Consider the following 19576-nt stretch of genomic DNA (forward strand, 5'->3'; position numbering starts at 1 on the left):
CCTTACAAGGCTTGACAAGGGCCGGGGGTTTTGCTATCTTGGTAGCGTGCCCACTATCAGCCGAAGGGCACAAAGGGGGTTAGCATGGCTGAGCTTTCGGAGGGGTACGGCCCTCATAGCGCTCCTGCTGCCCTCTAGCCTCTTGGGCGTGACCGCCGTCTCCGGCACCGCGAGCCTGGAGTTCTGGACGGCCTCGCCGGCAAACATCCCCGTGACCGTGGAGATCGGCTTTGGGTAACCCCTACGCTCCGTATCGCGTCTATAGGAAGGCAGGCGGGGGCAACTACTCGCTCGTCGGAGAGACCCCGATGCGGCTGTTCTTGGACACCTCGGCGACCAACGGCACGGCGTACACCTACAAGGCGTGCGTACTGAACGCGGGCGGCGGGGAGAGGGTGCTTTTCGCGTGCAAGCTGAAGGAGCCGCAACGGTTCCGCGTGGACGTTGTTGAGGGCTCGACCTGCATCGTCGTGAAGACCTGGACCTCGCCGTCCGCCAGTCCAGTGGTGGCCTATGAGTGGGATGGCACCGACATGTACGGCACGGATTTGGAGGACGACACCTACCGCTTCGTGCTCACTCTCGTTGACAAACCAGGCCAGCCCAAGATCAAGCCAAAGCGATTGGAGGTCAGCCGGGTATTGCTCGGACAAGCGAGAGCTGTGCTGGTGAACGTAATGCACCACAACGTAGGCCCCATGACGTCGGGGTATGCTCGCCTCGCTCACATCAGGGCGGCCTGCAAGAGAGTTAGCCTGCCTGTAAAGGTGTTTCAGCCCGGCAACGCCTACTGGCTTGACTATGGACCTGATGGCATGACGCCAGGAGTCGCGATCTGGATCAAGTCGAGTGGAACCCGCATGGTGTACATCTTCACCCACGGCAACCATAACGTGCGTCCCCAAGGCGATCTGGATACGACCAGTTTCGTCATGAGGTCAGCACCTGGGGAGATCAGCCTCGATCCTAGAGTCGGCATTGTTCGTGTCACCAACGTGCACATCGCTGCTCTTCAGCTCCCGAAGCGCAAGCCGAGACTCGTGTGGGTTGACGCATGCGGCAGCGGTAGGCGTTACGCTAGTATCAACGAAGGGAACCTTAAGGACCCCGAGTCCTGGACAAAAGTGTCCATGAGCAACGCGAACGACATGGCATACTGGTTCTGGGGCGGTAGCGATCCGGACTACTATATCGGCGATCCTGCATGCTACTACATGGGCTACTTCGGGATGATGTACATGGGTGCGGATCCATACATTGACATGGTGCGATTGTTCTTTCAACGTTTCTCGGAAGGTGGTGGAGTGCCCTATCAGACAACTTACACCATCGGTCAGGTCATGCAGTGGCTGAGCGGTAGGTCAGAAGTAACGTCCGACTTCCAGGGGCCTCCTGCCCACGACTGGTACCAAGGGCAGCTGTGGCTAATGGATAGTCCACCATTTTACAACATCCGTGTCTTCACGGATAGCTTGTGGGGCGGGACGTCCCTCTACTACGGCGGACTAAAGATGTCCGACATGCGCTAGCGGACAAGGGAGTCATCACATGTCTCGGGCAATGCTCATAGCATCTTCCGCAATAGTGCTTGCGGTCATAGTGGCTACTGGTTGGTATTGGTGGAACCGGGATTCGGATCGCGTGCAGACCGGCCCGCTCAACGTAAAGGGGCCACTGCTAGAGCCAGGGGTCACTCCACCTAGCGAGCGCGACGTCGAGTGGATGCTGTTCCGACGACTCCTCTGGCGCCCCGACGACTATCCGCTGGCTTCGGCCCAACTGCTCCACATCCTCGAAGGGGACGCAACGGACCTCATGCCAGAGCCTTGGGAGCCTCAGAGGGACCCGTGGCCGGTGGAGTCGTGGCCGTTTGCCGTAGGCTTGCGCTCAGGTAACGTGTTGCTCGCCGACGAGGTCCGAGTTCTCAGAGACGACGATCTAGGGCCCAAGCTCGACAGGTTTCTGGCTCCAGACGTACCCCATGGTCAGCACCCTGCCGCGCGCCACGTGCTCGTGGTTGCGTCGCAAGACCTGCTGCTGAGGCCCGCAGGCTGGAGCGTCGTAGAGGCCTACGATCCAGGTTCTGATACGTGGCAGCCGACGAAGTCGGACCATCGCCTCGAGTCGCACCTTGAGAGCTGGCCAGCACGGATCCCTGCGATGTACCTCGTTCCCACCGACGGGTCCAGCAGCATCGAGTGCACTGGGTACTTAACCCCTTCGCACGCGGCGAGCGGTAGGGAGCGGGCACGGCGCACCGGCGAGGGTTACCTCGTTCGATTCGGCAAGCCGGTGCCCGTTACGATCGTGCCACTGCGGTGGAATCCCCTGTACTTTGCCTGGGTGCAACGAGAAGGGGAGCGTGGTAGGCCAACAAGGAAGAGCGTGCCCGCGCTCTCTCCGGTGATCGAACCTCGCGTTGTGAATGTCCAGGAGGCACTCGTCCTTCCTACGGCATTCGAGGATCAGTGTGAGGTGTACCTGCGTTCCTTGGGGGCCGATGACTGGTTGTGTGGCGTCGCCGTCTCCGCATCCACTCCTACTCTGGACGGAATGTGATGACACGCCGCTCAGCGCCCTGTGATGCTTGCTCAGAGTGGGCGAACGGGCTGGAGTTGTGCCGCGCGGTGTAGACTGGTCGCAGGGGGGCTGCGCGCGCCCCTCCTGCCTATTATCCACCCAGCTCCTGTAACAGAGCTGATGTTGCGGACATAGCATCGCCGAAGGCGGACACGGCGAAGTCGCACTGGTCCTCGGTGATGATCAGCGGGGGCTCCATGCGAATCACGCGCGGATTGTTCAGCGTATAGGCACAGATGACGCCGCGCGCGGTGAGCTGCCCGACGCACAACTCGCCGACATCGTCCTCGCTGAACACGATACCGATCATCAACCCCCTGCCCCGCACCTCCGCGATGTGCGACGGGAAGTCGGCCTGCACCGCACGTAACCCGCGAAGCAGCCTCTCCCCCATCTGCGCCGATCGCTCGCAGAGACCCTCTTCCTCGATCACTTGCAGCGTAGCCAGCCCCGCGACCGCGGCCAGCGGGTTGCCGCCAAAGGTGCTGGAGTGGATCAGAGGGTTTTCGGCGAAGGCCGGCTCCCACACCGCGGGCGTACCCATCGTCGCGCCTGCGGGGATCACTCCACCGCCTAGCGACTTTGCCAGCGTCATCAAGTCGGGCTCCACGCCTTCATGCTCCACCCCGAACATGCGACCGGTGCGGCCCAGCCCCGTCTGCACTTCGTCCACGATCAGCAGCGCACTTCGCGCACGGCACAGCTCGGCCACCTGCCTCAGGTAGCCGTCCGGCGGGATGACGATACCCCCTTCGCCTTGGATGGGCTCGATGATCACGCCCGCCGTCTCGTCGTCCACCGCCTCGCGCATGGAATCGATATCTCCGAACGGAACGTGCACGAAGCCGGGCACCAACGGGTCGAAGGGCGCGCGAAACACCTCGCGGCCAGAGGCCGACAGCGATCCCATGCTCTTGCCGTGAAACCCGCCGATGGTGCATACGAACTTGCTCTTGTGCGTGGCCTTCCGGGCGATCTTGATGGCCGCCTCGACCGCCTCGGTGCCCGAGTTGCACAGGAAGCTGTACTGCAGGTCGCCGGGGACCACCGCAGCGAGCCTCTCCGCCAGGTCGGCGAGAGGCTTGCTGAAGAACACCTTGCTGGAAAGTGGCATGCGGTCGAGCTGCTTTTTGACCGCCTCGACCACCTTCGGGTGCCGATGCCCTAGGCTGAAGACGCCGTAGCCACCGAGGCAATCCAGATAGCGGTTGCCCTCGGCATCCGTCACGTAGCAGCCCTCGGCTTCCCACTCTAGTCCGAAGCCGGCGAAGGACATGAGACGCTCGAGGCCGGGATTTACGAATCTGCGGTACTTTTCACGAGTATCGGCCAGCAGTCGTTCGGGATCCTCGGGCTTCATGTGGCCAGTATACCTACGGGTTCCTGGAGGGCCGGCAATCCAGTCCTGTCGGCGTTGCTGACGGCAGAAGTGCGAGGTTCCATTTACTCGCTCGCTTCCCTCCCCGGATCCGGGGTTATCATGTCGTCCAGAAGGGTTGGGCAACTTCCGAGGGCCGGACGGAGAGCACCTCGGAGCCGCCTTCGCCGAGGCCGGCAATTGTGCCTGCCTATTGATTGTTTGTTCGTGGAATGAGTTGAGAGTGAGAGCGCTGCCTATCTTGCTGTGTGCGTGCGCGGTGGGCCTCGTCGTCTCCGCCTTCGGGTCGGAGTCGCCGCATCGCGATAGGCTAGACCCGCAGATCACCCGACACTACGAAGCCGCGTGTATGGCCTTCGAGTCGGGCGATACGCAACGGGCTCTAGCCGAGATCGAGCTCGTGCTGGTGCCCCGCTCGACGGTATATATTGCTGCACCCAAGCGGTCCGAGTTGTATCGCTGCGCAGTACAAGGGCTCGAGGTATGGCGTGAGGCGCTCGGGGAAGACATGCCTTTCCGCCTGACGGACGACCCGAAGACCGCCGACATCCGCATCGAGTTTCGCAAGCAGTTGGCTAGCGACACCCACCACCTATGCGGTCACGTGGAGTGGAAGCGCAAGGCCGTGTACAGCAGAACCACGCACAACACGTACCTGGACGCGACGGTGCTGGTGGCAACGCACACTGCCAAGGGCGAACCGCACGATGCAGCGTCCCTGGTGCACATCGTCGCGCACGAGCTTGGCCACATCCTGGGGTTAGACGACACGAGCGACCCCAACGACATCATGGGGCCCGACCTGCACGGCGCGGCCTCTTGCCGTCTCAGCGCCGGCGAGCTGGCGGCTATCACGAGCCTCCGCGCCCTGTGCAGAGAGCTCAAGGAGAACGCCGTTCGCGCGCAGCCTTAATGGTAGGTATTGCGACGTTGTAGGCAACGTGGACGTCTACTGCATCGCCATGCCGAGCCTGCTTAGCGTCATGCTGAGCTTGTCGAAGCAAACGTCATGCTGAGCTTGTCGAAGCATGACCCCGCCCGCCGCATGTCGTCGTCCTTCTGTGCTACGGTGCCGGCTTGCCACGTCATGCTTCGACAGGCTCAGCATGACGTGGGGGAGGTTCAGCATGACGTGGCAAGACTCAGCATGACGCGGCGGGGCTCAGCGTGACGTGGGGAGGTCAGCGTGACGATAGTGGTTGCGGTTGTAGGCACGATGATGGGCCGAGCATGGCGGTGCGGCTAGTTAGCAGTCGGTGAGAAAACGGGCTGCCCTACACAGCGAAAAGGCACGCAATCCGAAACCGCCTTCCGGGGTCCCGTATCGCGTCGGGTCGTGCCTGCGGCTTGCCTTTCCGTCCCGAACGCGTCCTGCACCCGCCCGCCGCTCCGCCCCGGTACCTTGCCGGCACACCATCCGCTACCATGATAACACAGGTCTCGCTGCCTGGCGAGAGGTTCGCTGCACGAATGCCTTCCCGTGGACGGGTGGCCGCGCCCACGGACGGTGGGGCCATCGCGGTGCAGGTGTAGCGCAGCGTGGCAAGGACCACCGGGACGGCGGCATGCGCGCACACGACAGCGAGTGGAGAACCTCCGAGACCGCGGAATCACGGCGCGCGTGAGGCCACCTGGAGCCGTCAGGACGGCGAAACTACGACTCCGCTTCTTCCACCCGATTGCGAAGTGTGCCAAGACGCTCGATCGTTACCTCCACCTCGTCGCCTGGCTGCAGCAGGCGAGGGGGGTTCGAGTAGATACCCACCCCTGCAGGCGTACCGGTGGTCACGATGTCACCCGGCAGCAGGGTGAAACTGCGTGACAGACGTGACAGCAGGTGCGCCACACCGAACACCATGTCCCTCGTGTTGCCCTTCTGCCGCACCTCTCCGTTCACTCGACACTCCACACACAAGTTCTGCGGTTCACCCACCTCGTCTGCCGTCACCAGATAGGGTCCGCATGGGCCGAAGGTGTCGAAGGATTTTCCGCGTACCCACTGCTTCTCTCCCTTCTGGATGTCACGCGCCGTCACGTCGTTGAAACACATATAACCGAACACGCAGTCCAGCGCCTGTTCTTCGGGCACGTCCTTAGCCACACGCCCCACTACGAAGGCCAGCTCCGCCTCGTAGTCCAGGCTGTTCGTCTCGGCAGGCTTCACGATGGGATGCCCATGCCCGACCAGGCAGCTGGGGAACTTTGCGAACACCGTGGGGTATTCGGGTAGAGGCACGTTCTGCTCTTCGCAGTGATCGCGATAGTTCAGTCCGATGGCGATCACTTTGGATGGGTCCGGTACCGGCGGAAGGAACTGCACCTCTCCGATAAGGAACGAAGAACTCGCAAGGTTGGTGGGGTCGGAGACTGACAACTCGCGAGCGATCCGCTCTGCTCGCCCCGCGAGGCGAAACCCGGTCTCCCCCATCTCGATGAGAGCACGCATGGTTCTGGGTGCTGCGCTGCCGGTGCCGTCGGGCGTAGCGCTCAGAACCGCAGCGATGTCGAGGCACAGCCCGAGATCCTCAACCAAGACGCCAGCGCGGGTGCGGCCCTTGGCCACGAAGGACACCATCTTCATGAGCGGAGACCCAATGGGGGACAATGTGCAGTCATGGGGCGCATTATTCCTGATCGAAGTGTCGTGACGTGAGCGAGGCGGGACGAGTTCTGATTACCGGATGTTCGAGCGGTTTCGGGCTGCACTCGGCGATGCTCTTTGCGGGGCGCGGATGGCGGGTATGGGCCGGTGTGCGTGATCCCGATCGAGCCCACGCGCTGAGAGCCGTTGCCACGGAAGCCAGCGCCGGTTCGATCGAAATCCTGACCCTGGACGTTGCCAAGCATGAACAGGTGACGAGCGCAGTCGCCGAGATGGAACGTGTTGCCGGCGGTGTGGATGTCCTCGTGAACAACGCGGGCTACGGCTACTTCGGCTTCGTAGAGCAGGCCGACCTGGACGAGGTGCGCGCGAACTTCGAGACCAACGTGTTCGGGCTGCTCGCGGTCACACAGACCGTGCTGCCCATCATGCGCCGGCAGGGGCGCGGGCGGATTATCAATCTCTCGAGTCTCGTCGGACGATTCGCTTTTCCTCTCAGTGGACCTTACTGTGCGACGAAGCACGCAGTCGAGGCACTGTCAGAAGCGCTGTACCACGAGGTGCGCGGATTCGGCATCCATGTGAGCGTCATTCAGCCCGGGATGTTCCTCACGGACTTTCAGAGTCGCTCGCTCCGCGTGCATCCCGACACCGACAACCCAGCGTCGCCGTACGCAGCCGTTCGTGAGGGCACGAGGCGACGCAGAGCAAAACAGGCGGAGGCGGCGGGCGACCCGCGGGAGGTGGCGGAGGTCATCTGGAAGGCAGCCACGGCGCCAACTCCGAGGTTCCGGTACCGCGTAGGAGCCGACGCCGAAGAATATCTCTCGATGCGTGAGAGAATGACCGACGAGGAGTTCTTCGCAGAGATGGAGACGCGGCATGCGAACCCTCAGTAGGAGAAAACCGCAGCAACCTGTGGGCGTCTGTACCTCGATGATGCTGAGGCTTTCGCTTCTCCTACTGCTACCCTTTGCTCTGGTTACTGCTCACGCTGACGATCTAGACGAGTTCGTCGCCGCAGCCGACGCGGCCGCTCGGAGCCGCGACTTCCTCACTCTGAGGCGCGCGTGCGCCCAAGGCGTCGGCGAGCGGTTCGCGTTCATCGTAGAGAACGGCCCCTACGGCGGTGGAGAGGCGGGATGGCGAGCGGGGGCACTGACGCTGCCATCCGCCCTGCAGCGCTACCTGGTCTTCCACACGCCCAGCAGGGCGAGAGACACGACGGCTCACGTGTTTCGAGTGACTTCGGAGGACGGTGACCTTCGCATCGGAGCGCGGCTTCCCGACGAGGCGGCGGCCGGCTACCGCGTCACCCACCACCGGTTCGATATCCGCTTGGACCCTGCGAGTGGCAAGGCATTCATCACCGACCGGCTCACACTGGAACGGATGCCCGGTGCACAGGGTCTGGCGATCCTCAGGATGGGATCGGAGTTCGTGGTGCAAGAGGTGCGGCGCGATTCCGGCCCGCTGCCCTTCGCGCAGTGCGGGGGCGTGGTAGCCGTGCAGGTCGGCACGGCGACAGAGATTACCGTGCGGTATGAGAGCACCGAGGGCTTGGTAACGGAGGACGAAGGCGTACTGTCCGGGCATGTGTGGTGGCTCTCGGTGGGGCGTCTGCAGGCCACGCACTCGGCCACCGTTAGGGTGCCAGATGGCTGGGACCTCGCCAGCATGGAGCCGGCAGTCAAGAGAGCTCCGGGCGTATTTGAGTACGACTGCAAGCAGCCGAGCACATTCCTCTCCTTAGCGGCGGGCAAGTACCGCACTGCGGAGCAGTCAGCCGGCTCTACGGCAGTGCGGCTGTTGTACCTAGGCGAAATGTGCGGTAGTCCTGAGGGTTATCTGCAGGCTGCAGTTGAGGCACATCGGTTCTTCGAGTGGCTAGGCGCTCCGCGGTGGAGGAAGGCGACGGTACTCGTCTCGTCGGGATACCATGGCAGGCCGTTGTCGGTGCCCGGGCTGATCGTGCTGGGGTCGAGCACACCGATCTACGAAATGCCACGCTCGGTCGCGCAGATGTGGTTCGGCGGCATTGCGCCCGCAACATACATCCGAAACGCATGGCCAGAGGCGTTCGCCGACTTCGCAGCTCTGCTGATGACGCGAAAGGATTACCCGGCCGGCACCTTATACCTCGGCCCATCGGAAAACCCGAGGATGTTCGCCGAGCCCGTGCGAGAGGGACCTCTGTTTTTGGCGTCACCCGAATCTGGCTGGTCCGTGTGGGACTTCGCGCGCCGCAAAGGGTGTAAGGCGCTCGAGATGCTGGAGATCGAGATTGGTCGAGAGGCGCTGCAGCAGGCGCTGCGCCTCTTCGTGACCGATGCAGCGGTGTCGCGCGGCGTCGATTGGGAAGACCTACAACGTGCCGTGGACGATGTGACTGGACCGAGTTACCGATGGTTCTTCGACTTCTGGGTCGGCATGGGTTTGTGGGCGGAGCCGAGGGTGACCGCCGAAGCGGGCGCTGTGGTCGTCTCGTTGCCAGGGATGCCCGGACGAGGGACGGTTCCGGTTGCGTTCTTGGATGCCCGCGGGGGCATGGTCGAGCAACTGACTGCCCAAATCACCGACCGCGAGGTGCATCTGCGGCTTCCAACGGGGGCGTCCAGCGTCGCGCTGGACCCATGGTGGCGTGTGCTGAGGAGAGTGGATGCTCGCGATGTTCCTCCTACCTTGCAACAGCTCGCAATGGACACGTGGGTGATCGTGCCGGACGAGTTATGGATGTCGGCTGATTCGCTGCTGCAGAGACTCCCTCGTCTCTGGCCGGGCTGGAAAGTGAAGAAGGCCAGCGATGTCGTGCCGGACGATCTGCAGGCGCACGACGTGATCTTTTGGGGCACAGGAACGCACCCGCTGCTATGGGACCTCGGAGTTAAGTTCAGGTTGTGGGATAACGATGGTCGGATGGTGTTCCTCTCCCAGGCCTACCCCATCGCCAGCCACACCGGTCTCACCGTGATGCGCAACCCGCGCAGCGAAGGGCGACTGGTGGGTAGGATGTTCGGGGTGCCTGAAAACGGCCCTTGGACGGTGCAGGCTGGCACGGTAATCTGGGACCGTCAGGGCCGGCCCGTGATGCTGCACAGCGACCCAATCCTCACTCTGCGTGCTGGTGCTAAGGGGCCTGCGGGGCAGCCGGTTCTGCCTTGAGCGCGTCGTGGAAGAACTGAACGAGTTGCTTCACCAAGTCCGGTTCCTTCTCGAGCATACGCGTGCCGTGCGCGTCCCCCTTGAGCAGGATCGATGTCAGCCGGTCGCCTAGTCCACTCCGCAGAATGTCGAGCGCTCTACCGACTCCCCTATCCCCTTCGCTGAGAAGCACGAAGGCCTTCCCCTTATACTGATTCGCTGCGTCTGCGATCTTCAGTCCGTGGTAGTTCTCGCCGGGTGAGAGGAGCGCCACGGCCAAAACCTCCGGGTGAGCGGCGGCGTAGAGCAAAGCGTTGTTGGCGCCGTAGCTGGAACCTGCGATGCCGATCCGCTTGCAGCCCTTCTCTTGAAGCAGCTCGACTGCGCCGGCAACGTCATGCCCGATGTCCCATGTCGGTGCGAACCGCTGGTTGCCCTGCTGTTCCGACCTGCCGTAGCCGCGGGCGTCGATCGCCAACACACTGATCCCCTTGTCCACGAAGGCGGTCAGGTATGGCCGCCAAGTGCTCGCATCGGCGTTCCACTGGTGCAACAGGACGACGCCTCTATCCGTCTTCGCGTCGGCGAAGTCGCCGCAGATCGTTAGGCCGTCCGAGGTGCGGAACGACACCGCGACCGTCTTCGGCGGCTCCGTGGTGGACCTGGTGTTGCCGGACTGCTCGCTCCCGGGCGCCATGGGGCCACTCTCAGACGCGCAGCCGCATGCACCGACGATGATCAGCGCTGCCGACAAGATTTTGCCAACGGGCATCATGGGTCCCCTCCTTGGTCGAGCGGGCTCACGCGCGACTCGACGCTTGCCACCAGTATTGCACAGCCTGCGAGTCGTGTGGTGTGCCGCCATGTCGGCGCACTGGCCATCGGCTGGGCCTGGCCTTGGCTTGGGGGAAGTGCTCATCCGCTCACGGGCTCTAGAATCCGGCAGCCCTGGCATCATTCCGTGTGGCCTACAACAGGGCGCGCGAACGGACTGATCGTTCGGATTCGCTCGCCAGGCAGCGAGACCAGTGTTATCGTGGTAGCGGATGGTGTGCCGGCAAACGTGCCGGGGCGGAGCGGCGGGCGGGGTCATGCTTCGCCGAGACACGACGTCGGCCGCAAGGCCAACCATGCGGAGAGTAAACGTGCCCAGTACCGTCATGCTGAGCCCGTCGAAGCATGACGGGACGTGCCGAATGCCATCGTCTTCCGGTGCCACGTTCGCGGCTTACGACTCCTTGCTTCGACGGGCTCAGCATGACGTTTGCTTCGACGGGCTCAGCATGACGTCGGGGAGGGCTCGGCGTGACGATAGCGGTTGCAGGGAGGTGATCGCCTCCATTGCGCGTGCTCGGCGACATGATGCACCGCTCGTTTAGGAGAAGCATAGACAACCGAACACGAATGCAACCCCGCCAGTGCGATGGACCTGCCGGATGGACGCTGAGCGGTGTCTGCCTGCCACTCGCTCACTGCGATCGCTCGGTCCGAGGCCTAACGCTGTCCCACAGCGGTTTGTACATCCACCACGATGCCAGGTCGCGCTGGTCGGAGTAGTGCGGAGACGCGGGGTCCTCGCTCTGGCCGGGGCATAACACGCTGATAGAGCGGACTCCGCGACGGCCTAGTTCCGCGAGCATGATGTAGGTTCCGCGGTTCGAATAGGGCACGGGGGGCAGCGGTGCAAGGTTCATCTGTGATGCGCGGAACGTTGCCCGCGAGAGGTCATCCCCCGCGTCTTTTTGGATGTCCGCCACCGCCTTCTCCCAAGCCGCCCGCATCACCTGCTCGCGAGAACGACCAACCAGGTAGTCGAGCTTAGGCTTCGCCCCCGGCTTGAGCACGTGCCAGAGGTAGCTGGCCTGGGCCACCTGGCGGAAGCTTTGGTCGGAACCGAAGTTGCCGAGTGTAGGCAGCAACGTCTCTTCGCGCAGCCTACCCACGTACGCGCGGAACAACGCCGCAGCGGCAGAGCCCTCCCTTTCGTGGCGATCCCAGGCACGCAGTAGCCGCGCACCGGCGTCATGCGACGGTAGCTCACGTAAGAGCGGCTCGAGGAAGAAGTCGGCGTCCACCTGATAGGTAGCGATGTCGCGCACGACCTCACGCAAGCGGTCGGGCGAAATGAGCAGCATGCTACCTAACAGGTCGTCCAGCCGCTTCGAGCGAAAGACGGCGCCCCAGGTCGGCGTGTCCGAATGCCCATACCAGGTGGCAGGCTTGTTATTCCAGTTCGCCAACCACCCGCGCGATGGCTTCACGCACTTCGGCAGCTCCTCGAACGGAACGAAGCCCTTCCACTCATACTCCCCCGTGCCCGGCGTGGGGAATCTCGGGTCCAGCTTCTCGCTGCGGACAGGATACCGGCCCGCGTACCAGTAGCCGATCTCCCCCGAGGACGTCGCCGCCAGGAAGTTATGCGAGGTGATCACCTTACGGCACGCCGCCTCGAATTCCGCCAGGTTCTTCGCCTCATAGAATGCAAAAAACGCCTCGAAGTTATCCAGCTCCCGCTCCCAATACGTGGAGTGGCGAGCGTAGGCCCACTGCTTGCCAGATGTGCGCACGACGGGCCCGTGCACCGACCGGCGCACCTCGTGGCGCACAGTCTCCCCGCCCTTGACCTTTATTTCTTCAACTCGGACCTCGAAAGGCAGGCTCTTACCGTCGTACAAGTAGTTCGCAGGGTTCTCGGGGTCTATGTGCTCCACGAACACGTCCTCGGTGTCCCCTAGGCCGGATGTGGTGGTCCAGGCTAGGTGGCGGGTGTGGCCGATCAGCACGCCCGGGATGCCGGGAAATCCCATGCCGGCGACTTCGATTCCCCCGCCCTCCAGCCGAATTTCGTGCGCTATTTGCGGCGTTGTCCATCCCATCTGCGGCGCGCCCAGGAGCAAGGCGTTGCCGGTAGCCGAGCGCTGTGCATCCACTGCGATAGCGTAGCTGCCGAAGCGCGTGTACAGCCCGTGCGCCTCGGCAAACTCCTTCTCGTCCGAATGGGCGAAGGCCCGAATGCCCTCCAGCAGGTCGGCCAAACCCAGCTTGGGTAGCAGAGCGAGATGGGCCTTGGTCAGTTCCCTCGGCGGGTTGGGCACGGGCTTGTGCGAGCGAGATAACGGGGCGTCGCGAGGCACTGTGACGGGTGCCTCGGCATCGTCCATCCACGCGATATCGTTGACGGCGTCGAGAGCCTTGTCCTTCAGTCGAGCCTCCAGGTAGGTAAAGGCTAGCAGATTGCGGAACTCGCCTTCGCCGAAGGCCCCGAAGCGACGGCTCATCAGTTGCGCGATGGCGACCGTATCGGTGACTTCCCAGGGCCGAGGATCCACCCCGAACTGAGCGAACTCCTTCGGAAGCTTCCCTTCCCTCTTTGCCTCTGCAACCCACGAGTTCACTCCCTTGGCGTAGGCACGAATCGCGGACTTCAGTCGTAGGCCGAGCCTATCGAAGTGCCGCTGTCGCTCGTCCTCGGTGTAGCCGTCGGTGCGGGCCGCCCTGTCCTGGGCTAGGGCGTCGGGGCCATAGATCTCGGCCATCTCGCCCTTCGCCATGCGACGGTTGCGCTCCATCTGCCATAGCCTGTCTTGGGCCACCGCATAGCCCGCACCGTAGAAAAGCGAGCGGATTGACGGCGCGACGATGTGCGGCACGCCGAAGGGGTCGCGAGTGATGCGGACGGTCTCACCGTCTAGTTCAAGGGTCTGCTGCGGAACCGAGGCAAGCACGAAGGCACTGAGGATGGCGGACAACATGCAGGTCCATTCTGGAGCCTACGGACGGAGTCCTTCCCTTACTTAGGCAGGCTCTTGTCCGACCTGTCGGACAGCCGACCACCCATCAAGTGGTAGATGATAAAGCCCAGGGCAGCCAGTACCGCGACTGGGATGACGAGTGCGAGCGCAGCCTTGAACAGCCACCACATTACTTGGATGGCTAGCAGCGCCAGGATGCCGATTACGATGAACTTGAGAATGTTTCCCATAGATTGCTTGCCTCCTCGGCGTACGATATCCTACCGACCATACCCCACCGGGCGCCACTCCAACAGCAAGGATACGTCACGGCACTCGATCGGGTTGCACACGATCTGGCATGGGGCCCGATTCCGACCGGCGCGTTTGTGTGGACCACCCCAGCATGCGCTTTGCGAACGGACCTAGGTCATGCCCCAGCGCAGTTCTTGGGTTCGCGCCGTGCGACGGGCGGCGTGGCTCGCCGCCACCCGTAGGACCGGTCTGCCGCGATGTCGAACCGTCAGGGCATTCGCACTGGCCGCTACCCCACCTCTCCCGCTTGACCCGTCGGCGTCCGGGAGCCCATAATGGAATCGCAGCGTGGGCGGTTAGCTCAGGGGTAGAGCACTTCGTTGACAACGAAGGGGTCACTGGTTCAAAGCCAGTACCGCCCACCACCTCCGCCCCGATTCCGATGTACACTGGTGTCGTGCGACGAGACAGCCGCCCGTATTCCGGCGCGCGCCGTCACGGTCCGGTCACGGCGCTTGCCTTCACGCTGATCGAGCTTCTGGTGGTCATCGCCATCATCGCGGTGCTTGCCGCCATCCTCTTTCCCATCTTCTCGCACGCGCGGCTGAAGGCGCACCAGACCACCTGCGTCTCCAATATGCGACAGCTCGGTATCGCGAACATGGAATACGCCTCCGACTACAATTCCTGCCTGCCCATTCCCCACAACACGGCGAACGCCAGCATCTGGTGGGTGGACACCTGGCGCGAGCGAGTGCAGCCCTACTGCAAAAGCAAGGGCATTCTGCACTGCCCCAGCAAGACCTTCATCCAACACCGGAACGCAGGCGGGCACGACGTAGGGCATTACGGCGTCAACCCGTGGCTGACTCACTGGCCCTACGCGCACATCGTTCCCGGTGGGTTCGGCTATTCGCGCCTGCCCGAGATCCAAATGCCCGCCGGCACGATTCTCGAGGGCGAGAACCGAGATGGCGACTGGTCGGCGGAACCGCTAAACACGTACCCGGGCGACTCCGGTATCGAAGGGCACTTCCACCCATACCACTTCGATGGCGGGAGCTGGATTTTCTGCGACGGACACGCGAAATGGATGCCCATCACGGTGGCCGAAGCCGATGAGTTCTACCTCTGGCTGAAGAGGAAACCGTACTAGTCCAACCTCATAGTCCTATGGTTCTGCCCAGTAGCCGTAGTACCCCACCACATTGAACTCATGTTCTATCACTTCCTGAGCAGGGTCAGTGACGATCCATGGTTGGCCACCATCGATCCCGCTGAACGTTACCTCCATCCGATAGTGCCCAGGCGGCAGGATGTGCCCGTTGTGCGCTTCGAGGTCACGAAGGTGCTCGTACGGCGCTGTGGCAACCCTTCGGAAGCTGAAGGACTTCCAGGATCCATCGAACGTACGGTACTGCAGGATCCCCTGATGGGTGGTGAGCTTCACGTTGTACACATGATCCCCGTCCGGTTCATCCGAATCGCTAGGATCGTTTGGGTCGACATCGGTTACTACCGGTCTGCGGCCAGTTGCCTGTACGGTGAACCACATGAACCAGTGGGAGCCATACTCGTCGTCATGCGTATGCTCCCATGTGGCTCCGGGATAGTCGAGGGTCAGGCGCCACAGCTCGGACTGGCGGGGGAGTGTGGCCACACGAAGAGCGGTCGCGTTGCCTCCGAACTGGGCCAATACTGGACGGGCGAAGAGAACGCCGAGCGCAGCGGCGAGGGTGAGGCACGCCGCGCCGGCAAGCACCAAAGCCTTGCGAGAAGTCAACTGACTTCACCTCCGTGCACAGTGTAACTCCGGTTTCGCCCGCTGTCAACTTGTCTTCTGCGCACTGCCCTCCGGCACAAGACTCATGCGTGCCAGTGGATGTCCCACTCCAGATACGTCGTCAGAGCGTCGTAAACCGGTGCTGCGACCTCGGAGAGGTTCGCGGCCACGTGGTGTTCGAAGCCGTTCGCACAGATATAGTGCAGCAGGAGTTGCAGGTTGGGCACCTCCACTACTCCGAAACCACCGAAGGTGTCTAGCGGATCATCCGTCACGCGACCCTCGCCCACGTATCCGACGATGTCGCCCGCCAGGTCATCCGTGGAAATGCGTAGGAAGCTCAGCGGCCCCGGCTGCATGCGCCCGACGATGGTGCCATAAGCGTTCTCCCGGCCCACGCTGGCTGCGATAATGTCCTGCAACGACATCCTCTGCTCTCGGAACACGCTCTTCGGCAGATTGGAACAGTGGAACACCACGCACTTGTCCGGATCGTCCCCATAGTTGTTGTTCCAGTCTAGCAGTGCCGAAGGCTTGCCCGAAGCGAGCTGAAGGATGTGCATTCCCAGCACGCCTGCTATGTCGGTCTCGCATGCAGAGGGCATCAACCGGTCGCTCATCATGGACATTAGGGTGCAGGGCACGATTCCGTAGAACTCCTCGATGGAGGTCCAACACTGGAAGGCCGTGGCTGCCAACTCACGGTCCCGCATCCAAGCGTCCACCACTGCACCCAGGCGAGCCATGCGATCCAGGCTTTCGGCGGGGATACCCTCGGTCTGGGTGTAGGCACGGATCTCGTCCAGCTTCGCTTTGACCACTGGATCATCCGAGCTTAGACGATTGGCGCGACCGATCACCTCGGACAGGTCTAGCGTCTCGACAGTGATGCCCGATCTCTCGAGAAGCTTCTCGCTGTAGCGCACGGTGTTGAAAGCTGCCGGACGCGCGCCTATGCAACCGACGCGGAGGTTGCGCAGCCCTCGCACCACTCGACAGGTGGCGCCGAACCGCTGCAGATCTTCTCGGAAGGAGTCGTTGTCCGGGTCCACCGTGTGCAGCGCGGTCAGCGAGAACGGGATCCCATACTGACGCAAGTTGTTGCACACCGACATCTTTCCGCAGAAGCTGTCGGCCCTGTCTGCGAGCGACATCTTTGCCGGCTTGTCTGCGAAGGCATGCACCAGGACGGGCACGTTCAGTGCTGCGAGACGGATGGTGTCGGCGACTGCGCGCTCGTCGCCAAAGTTGGGCAGCGTTACCAAGATGCCATCTATATCGTCTGCGTGCTTACGGAATAATTCGGCACAGGCCCTCGCCTCACCAAACGTTTCGACCGAACCGAACTTACCCACGCTTTCCGGTAGCACGACCGTGTCGAATCCCATTTTCTCGAGCAGTGCCAGTATCCGCTCCCGCCCGGTCTTACATAGGTGATCCGGGAAGAAGCCGCGGTTTCCTACTATGACACCTAGTGTGGTTCTCGACATTCCATTCCTCCTAGGATGTATGTTGTCCCTTGCTCTCTCCCACCCCGTTAGGTGGTGCCACCCTCACCACTGCAAGCTGTGAGGGATGAGACAGTGACGCGATGAGGGGTATGACTGCCGCCATGCTGAGCCCGTCGAAGCAAACGTCATGCTGAGCCCGTCGAAGCATGACGGCGCGTGCCGCACGCAACCTGCTTGACGCGCCACGCTCGCCGCCTGCCACGCATGCTTCGACGGGCTCAGCATGACGGGTGGCCCGAGCACCCCGCTCAGCATCAGGGGTCATCACGCACTCCAATCTTGGTCGGTCGTTGGTCCGATACACAAGCACATCCCAGCACCAAAGCTCCACTCGCTACCCCGTCACCGGCACGAAGATACGGACGGGCACATTGCCCTCCATCACGCCGGGGGCAAACTCCTCGAAACACGGGTTCCCCTCTACGTAACGATACCCAGACCCTGGCAGCCACTCACCGAAGATGCGATGCCAGGTCGGCCCGATCTCCTCCATGCTGCACTCGAAGACCGCGTATCTTGCCTCGGGAACATCGCGGGCGACGAGTCCTTCCTTCGCCGCGGTCCCGGCGGGAATCATCATGCCCGCCAAGAAGTCGCTCGCCTTCGGGTCTCCCGCGTCGAAGTAGGCTCCATAGCACGCCTCTCCCAGTGCAACAGGCGCGATATCAGCCATCCGCCTCTCGAATGCGGCCCACAGGGCCTTCCAATCGGCCTGCTCGAGCACGATGCGCTCGCCCACTCCCAAGAGCGTGAATCCGGCACGATCCTCAAACGTCGGCTCTTTCATTCGGCCTCCTCTGCTACGATTCGAGGGTCAGGAGAGAGCTCCTACCCACGGGTTTTGCAGGAAGAGGACGGCCTGATTGTAGGCTACGCCGAGAACGGCAACGTCTTGCTCTTGGCGCGCCTATTGGACCGACGCCGACTCGTGGGAAGAACTTCGGGAGTACCCCTGGGGCGTCACCCAGTCAGTTCGGCGACCCGAAGCCTGCGAACCTCAACCGCGCCGCTCTGTCGCGCGCTCCACCGAGCTTGCCATCACGCTACCACTGACTGAGAAGGGCGAGAATTACTGGTCGGGACTGCGCGGTCTCCAGGCGTGGGTCACCGAGCCTACGCGACAACTTGAGGTTCGACGATGTTGCGCCTGATGGCCTTCGCAACAAGGCACCGCGCAACGCCCACATGAACTGGTACATCTACGATGCCCTCGTCGGCGCACGCTATGCAGCTTCACAGTACCTCACGATGATCGAAGGCGACCTGCCACAGTCGGAAATCGAGTCGATTCGAGCTGCGGGACGGCACTATCGCGAGGAGGCCGCGCATCTCGAGTCTGCGCGCGACACGGTCAGGCCGACGCTTTGGAAGCTGCGGTGGCACTGAAACGAGAGGCTGGGGCACTTGGCAAGGTCCGATCGTCGCTAACAGCCCCTGCTTCGGGCTAATGCGCGATGGGGGCGCTTCCGCGCCCCCATCGCCGAAGTTGGTCACGAGCTTTCCTCTAGCGGGGTGGTCGGTTGCCCTCGGGCGAGGGCTGCGGCTGCCTGGGAGTCATTGCGCCAGGAGGGACCACAGGCACGATGTAGTTTTCCATCTTCGCCTTGTCCTGGAGTTCGCGCACGATCATCCCGCGCTTCATCTCGGTGATGCGGTCCACGGCAGTCTTGTACTCCTCGGGAGTGGCCTGCTGGCCTGTTTTGACCAAGCGCACGATCTGGTATCCGCTCGGCGTCTCGATCGGATCGGTGACAGCGCCGACATTCTTGCCCAAAACAGCTTCTGCGAACTTGGGGTCCAGCTCTTCCTTCCAGCGCCATCCGAGGTCTCCGCCCTTACCCTTCGTAAACGGGTCCTCGCTGTACTTCTCGACCGCTTCGTCCCAGGATAGCCCACCGCGGATCTCCTCGACGACCTTCTGGGCGGCTTCGAGCGTTGCCGCCTTATTCTTTTCCTGCTCTTCGGGGGTGTTGCCCGGCACGCGGATGATGATCTGCGCCGTGGAGACCAGGTCATCGCGCTTCAGGCTCTGCTCAATGATGCGATCGAGCTGGATGGTCGCACGGATCTGAATGTAGAGCCTCGTCCAAGCGGTATTCCGAGCCAATAGTTCCTGTTCCAACGTGCGTCCGGCGGGCACGAGGGGTTTGAGATCGGCCAGTGTCTCATCCATCTTGGCCAACACGTCTGCGCGGGTCACCCGGATCTTCTGCCGATTGGCCTCTTGGTCTATCAGCTTGAAAATCATCAGTGTGTTGACGACATCCGCGGCGCGCCAATCCCACAGGAAGGTGGTGACTTCGCGTGCGGTGATCGCCTCGCCGTTCACCTTTGCTACAGCCTTATCCGGGGCCCATGCGGGCACGAAGCGGTCCTCGGGGATGTTGTACCAATTGGGTCGCTGCTGCGCCGGGGTCTTTGCAGGCTGGCTGGTAGCGGTGGTTCCCTTCCCGCCCTTTGTCGTCTGGGCATCGCTAACCGTGGTAACTCCGAATGCCAGTGCAATGGTGGCTGCTAGGCACAATCCGATGTGGGACGCCATGATCCTCAAAACTCTCACCTCGATCGGGGATATCGGGCGCAAGGCGCCCCTGG

At 62.6% G+C, this 19576-nt stretch carries 16 protein-coding genes and 1 tRNA gene; 8 read left to right on the forward strand and 9 right to left on the reverse strand.

The features are described 5' to 3' along the window. Positions 1-230: 230 nt before the first annotated feature. Together HRF45_02405 and HRF45_02410 are read left to right on the forward strand one after the other, a co-directional pair. A complete protein-coding gene (locus HRF45_02405) occupies positions 231-1529 on the forward strand; it encodes a hypothetical protein (GenBank protein MEP0765382.1) in 1299 nt (432 codons plus the stop codon). Between the two features lie 19 nt (positions 1530-1548). Beyond that, positions 1549-2559, forward strand: coding sequence for a hypothetical protein (locus HRF45_02410; protein MEP0765383.1), 1011 nt, complete (start codon positions 1549-1551; stop codon positions 2557-2559). A 112-nt stretch (positions 2560-2671) separates the two neighbouring features. Here the strand turns inward: HRF45_02410 and HRF45_02415 are convergent, their stop codons facing one another. Continuing rightward, positions 2672-3940, reverse strand: a complete 1269-nt coding sequence (locus HRF45_02415) for an aminotransferase class III-fold pyridoxal phosphate-dependent enzyme (protein ID MEP0765384.1) — start codon at positions 3938-3940, stop codon at positions 2672-2674. Positions 3941-4181: 241 nt separating this feature from the next. Here HRF45_02415 and HRF45_02420 point away from each other — a divergent pair, with 241 nt between their 5' ends. After that, on the forward strand, positions 4182-4871 hold the full coding sequence (locus tag HRF45_02420) for a matrixin family metalloprotease (protein MEP0765385.1): 690 nt from the start codon (positions 4182-4184) through the stop codon (positions 4869-4871). A 741-nt stretch (positions 4872-5612) separates the two neighbouring features. Here HRF45_02420 and HRF45_02425 read toward each other — a convergent pair. Beyond that, positions 5613-6539 carry a fumarylacetoacetate hydrolase family protein gene (locus tag HRF45_02425; protein MEP0765386.1) on the reverse strand — a complete coding sequence of 309 codons (927 nt, stop codon included), beginning with the start codon at positions 6537-6539 and terminating at the stop codon, positions 5613-5615. Between the two features lie 68 nt (positions 6540-6607). Here HRF45_02425 and HRF45_02430 point away from each other — a divergent pair, with 68 nt between their 5' ends. Together HRF45_02430 and HRF45_02435 are read left to right on the forward strand one after the other, a co-directional pair. After that, positions 6608-7459 carry an SDR family oxidoreductase gene (locus tag HRF45_02430; protein ID MEP0765387.1) on the forward strand — a complete coding sequence of 284 codons (852 nt, stop codon included), beginning with the start codon at positions 6608-6610 and terminating at the stop codon, positions 7457-7459. Beyond that, positions 7443-9722: a hypothetical protein gene (locus HRF45_02435; GenBank protein MEP0765388.1), complete on the forward strand. Its 2280-nt coding sequence runs from the start codon at positions 7443-7445 to the stop codon at positions 9720-9722. Before HRF45_02430 ends, HRF45_02435 begins: the two co-directional genes overlap by 17 nt. Here the strand turns inward: HRF45_02435 and HRF45_02440 are convergent. From HRF45_02440 to HRF45_02450, 3 genes are all read right to left on the reverse strand, one after another. Next, positions 9688-10476, reverse strand: a complete 789-nt coding sequence (locus HRF45_02440; protein MEP0765389.1) for an alpha/beta fold hydrolase — start codon at positions 10474-10476, stop codon at positions 9688-9690. The two genes, HRF45_02435 and HRF45_02440, sit on opposite strands and share 35 nt — an antisense overlap. 694 nt (positions 10477-11170) lie before the next feature. Continuing rightward, positions 11171-13453, reverse strand: a complete 2283-nt coding sequence (locus HRF45_02445) for a penicillin acylase family protein (protein MEP0765390.1) — start codon at positions 13451-13453, stop codon at positions 11171-11173. A 38-nt stretch (positions 13454-13491) separates the two neighbouring features. After that, positions 13492-13683 (reverse strand): hypothetical protein, encoded by a 192-nt coding sequence (locus tag HRF45_02450; protein ID MEP0765391.1) that lies wholly within the window; start codon positions 13681-13683, stop codon positions 13492-13494. A gap of 354 nt (positions 13684-14037) precedes the next feature. Between HRF45_02450 and HRF45_02455 the strand changes: the two genes are divergently transcribed. Together HRF45_02455 and HRF45_02460 are read left to right on the forward strand one after the other, a co-directional pair. After that, positions 14038-14112, forward strand: a tRNA-Val gene (locus tag HRF45_02455). A gap of 17 nt (positions 14113-14129) precedes the next feature. Then, positions 14130-14843, forward strand: a complete 714-nt coding sequence (locus HRF45_02460) for a prepilin-type N-terminal cleavage/methylation domain-containing protein (protein MEP0765392.1) — start codon at positions 14130-14132, stop codon at positions 14841-14843. A gap of 15 nt (positions 14844-14858) precedes the next feature. On the opposite strand, the gene HRF45_02465 is transcribed toward HRF45_02460, so the two are convergent. From HRF45_02465 to HRF45_02475, 3 genes are all read right to left on the reverse strand, one after another. Beyond that, on the reverse strand, positions 14859-15470 hold the full coding sequence (locus tag HRF45_02465) for a hypothetical protein (protein MEP0765393.1): 612 nt from the start codon (positions 15468-15470) through the stop codon (positions 14859-14861). An 83-nt stretch (positions 15471-15553) separates the two neighbouring features. Continuing rightward, on the reverse strand, positions 15554-16960 hold the full coding sequence (locus HRF45_02470) for a fucose isomerase (protein ID MEP0765394.1): 1407 nt from the start codon (positions 16958-16960) through the stop codon (positions 15554-15556). Positions 16961-17315: 355 nt separating this feature from the next. Continuing rightward, the gene (locus HRF45_02475) at positions 17316-17768 is read right to left on the reverse strand and encodes a GyrI-like domain-containing protein (GenBank protein MEP0765395.1); all 453 of its coding nucleotides are present in this window, start codon (positions 17766-17768) and stop codon (positions 17316-17318) included. 338 nt (positions 17769-18106) lie between these two features. On the opposite strand from HRF45_02475, the gene HRF45_02480 reads away from it, so the two are divergent. After that, entirely contained in the window at positions 18107-18367 is a 261-nt protein-coding gene (locus HRF45_02480; protein ID MEP0765396.1) for a hypothetical protein, read from the forward strand. A 118-nt stretch (positions 18368-18485) separates the two neighbouring features. Here the strand turns inward: HRF45_02480 and HRF45_02485 are convergent, their stop codons facing one another. Further along, a complete protein-coding gene (locus HRF45_02485; GenBank protein ID MEP0765397.1) occupies positions 18486-19523 on the reverse strand; it encodes a peptidylprolyl isomerase in 1038 nt (345 codons plus the stop codon). Between the last annotated feature and the right edge of the window lie 53 nt (positions 19524-19576).

The sequence above is a fragment of the Fimbriimonadia bacterium genome, assembly GCA_039961735.1.
Classification (GTDB): domain Bacteria; phylum Armatimonadota; class Fimbriimonadia; order Fimbriimonadales; family JABRVX01; genus JABRVX01.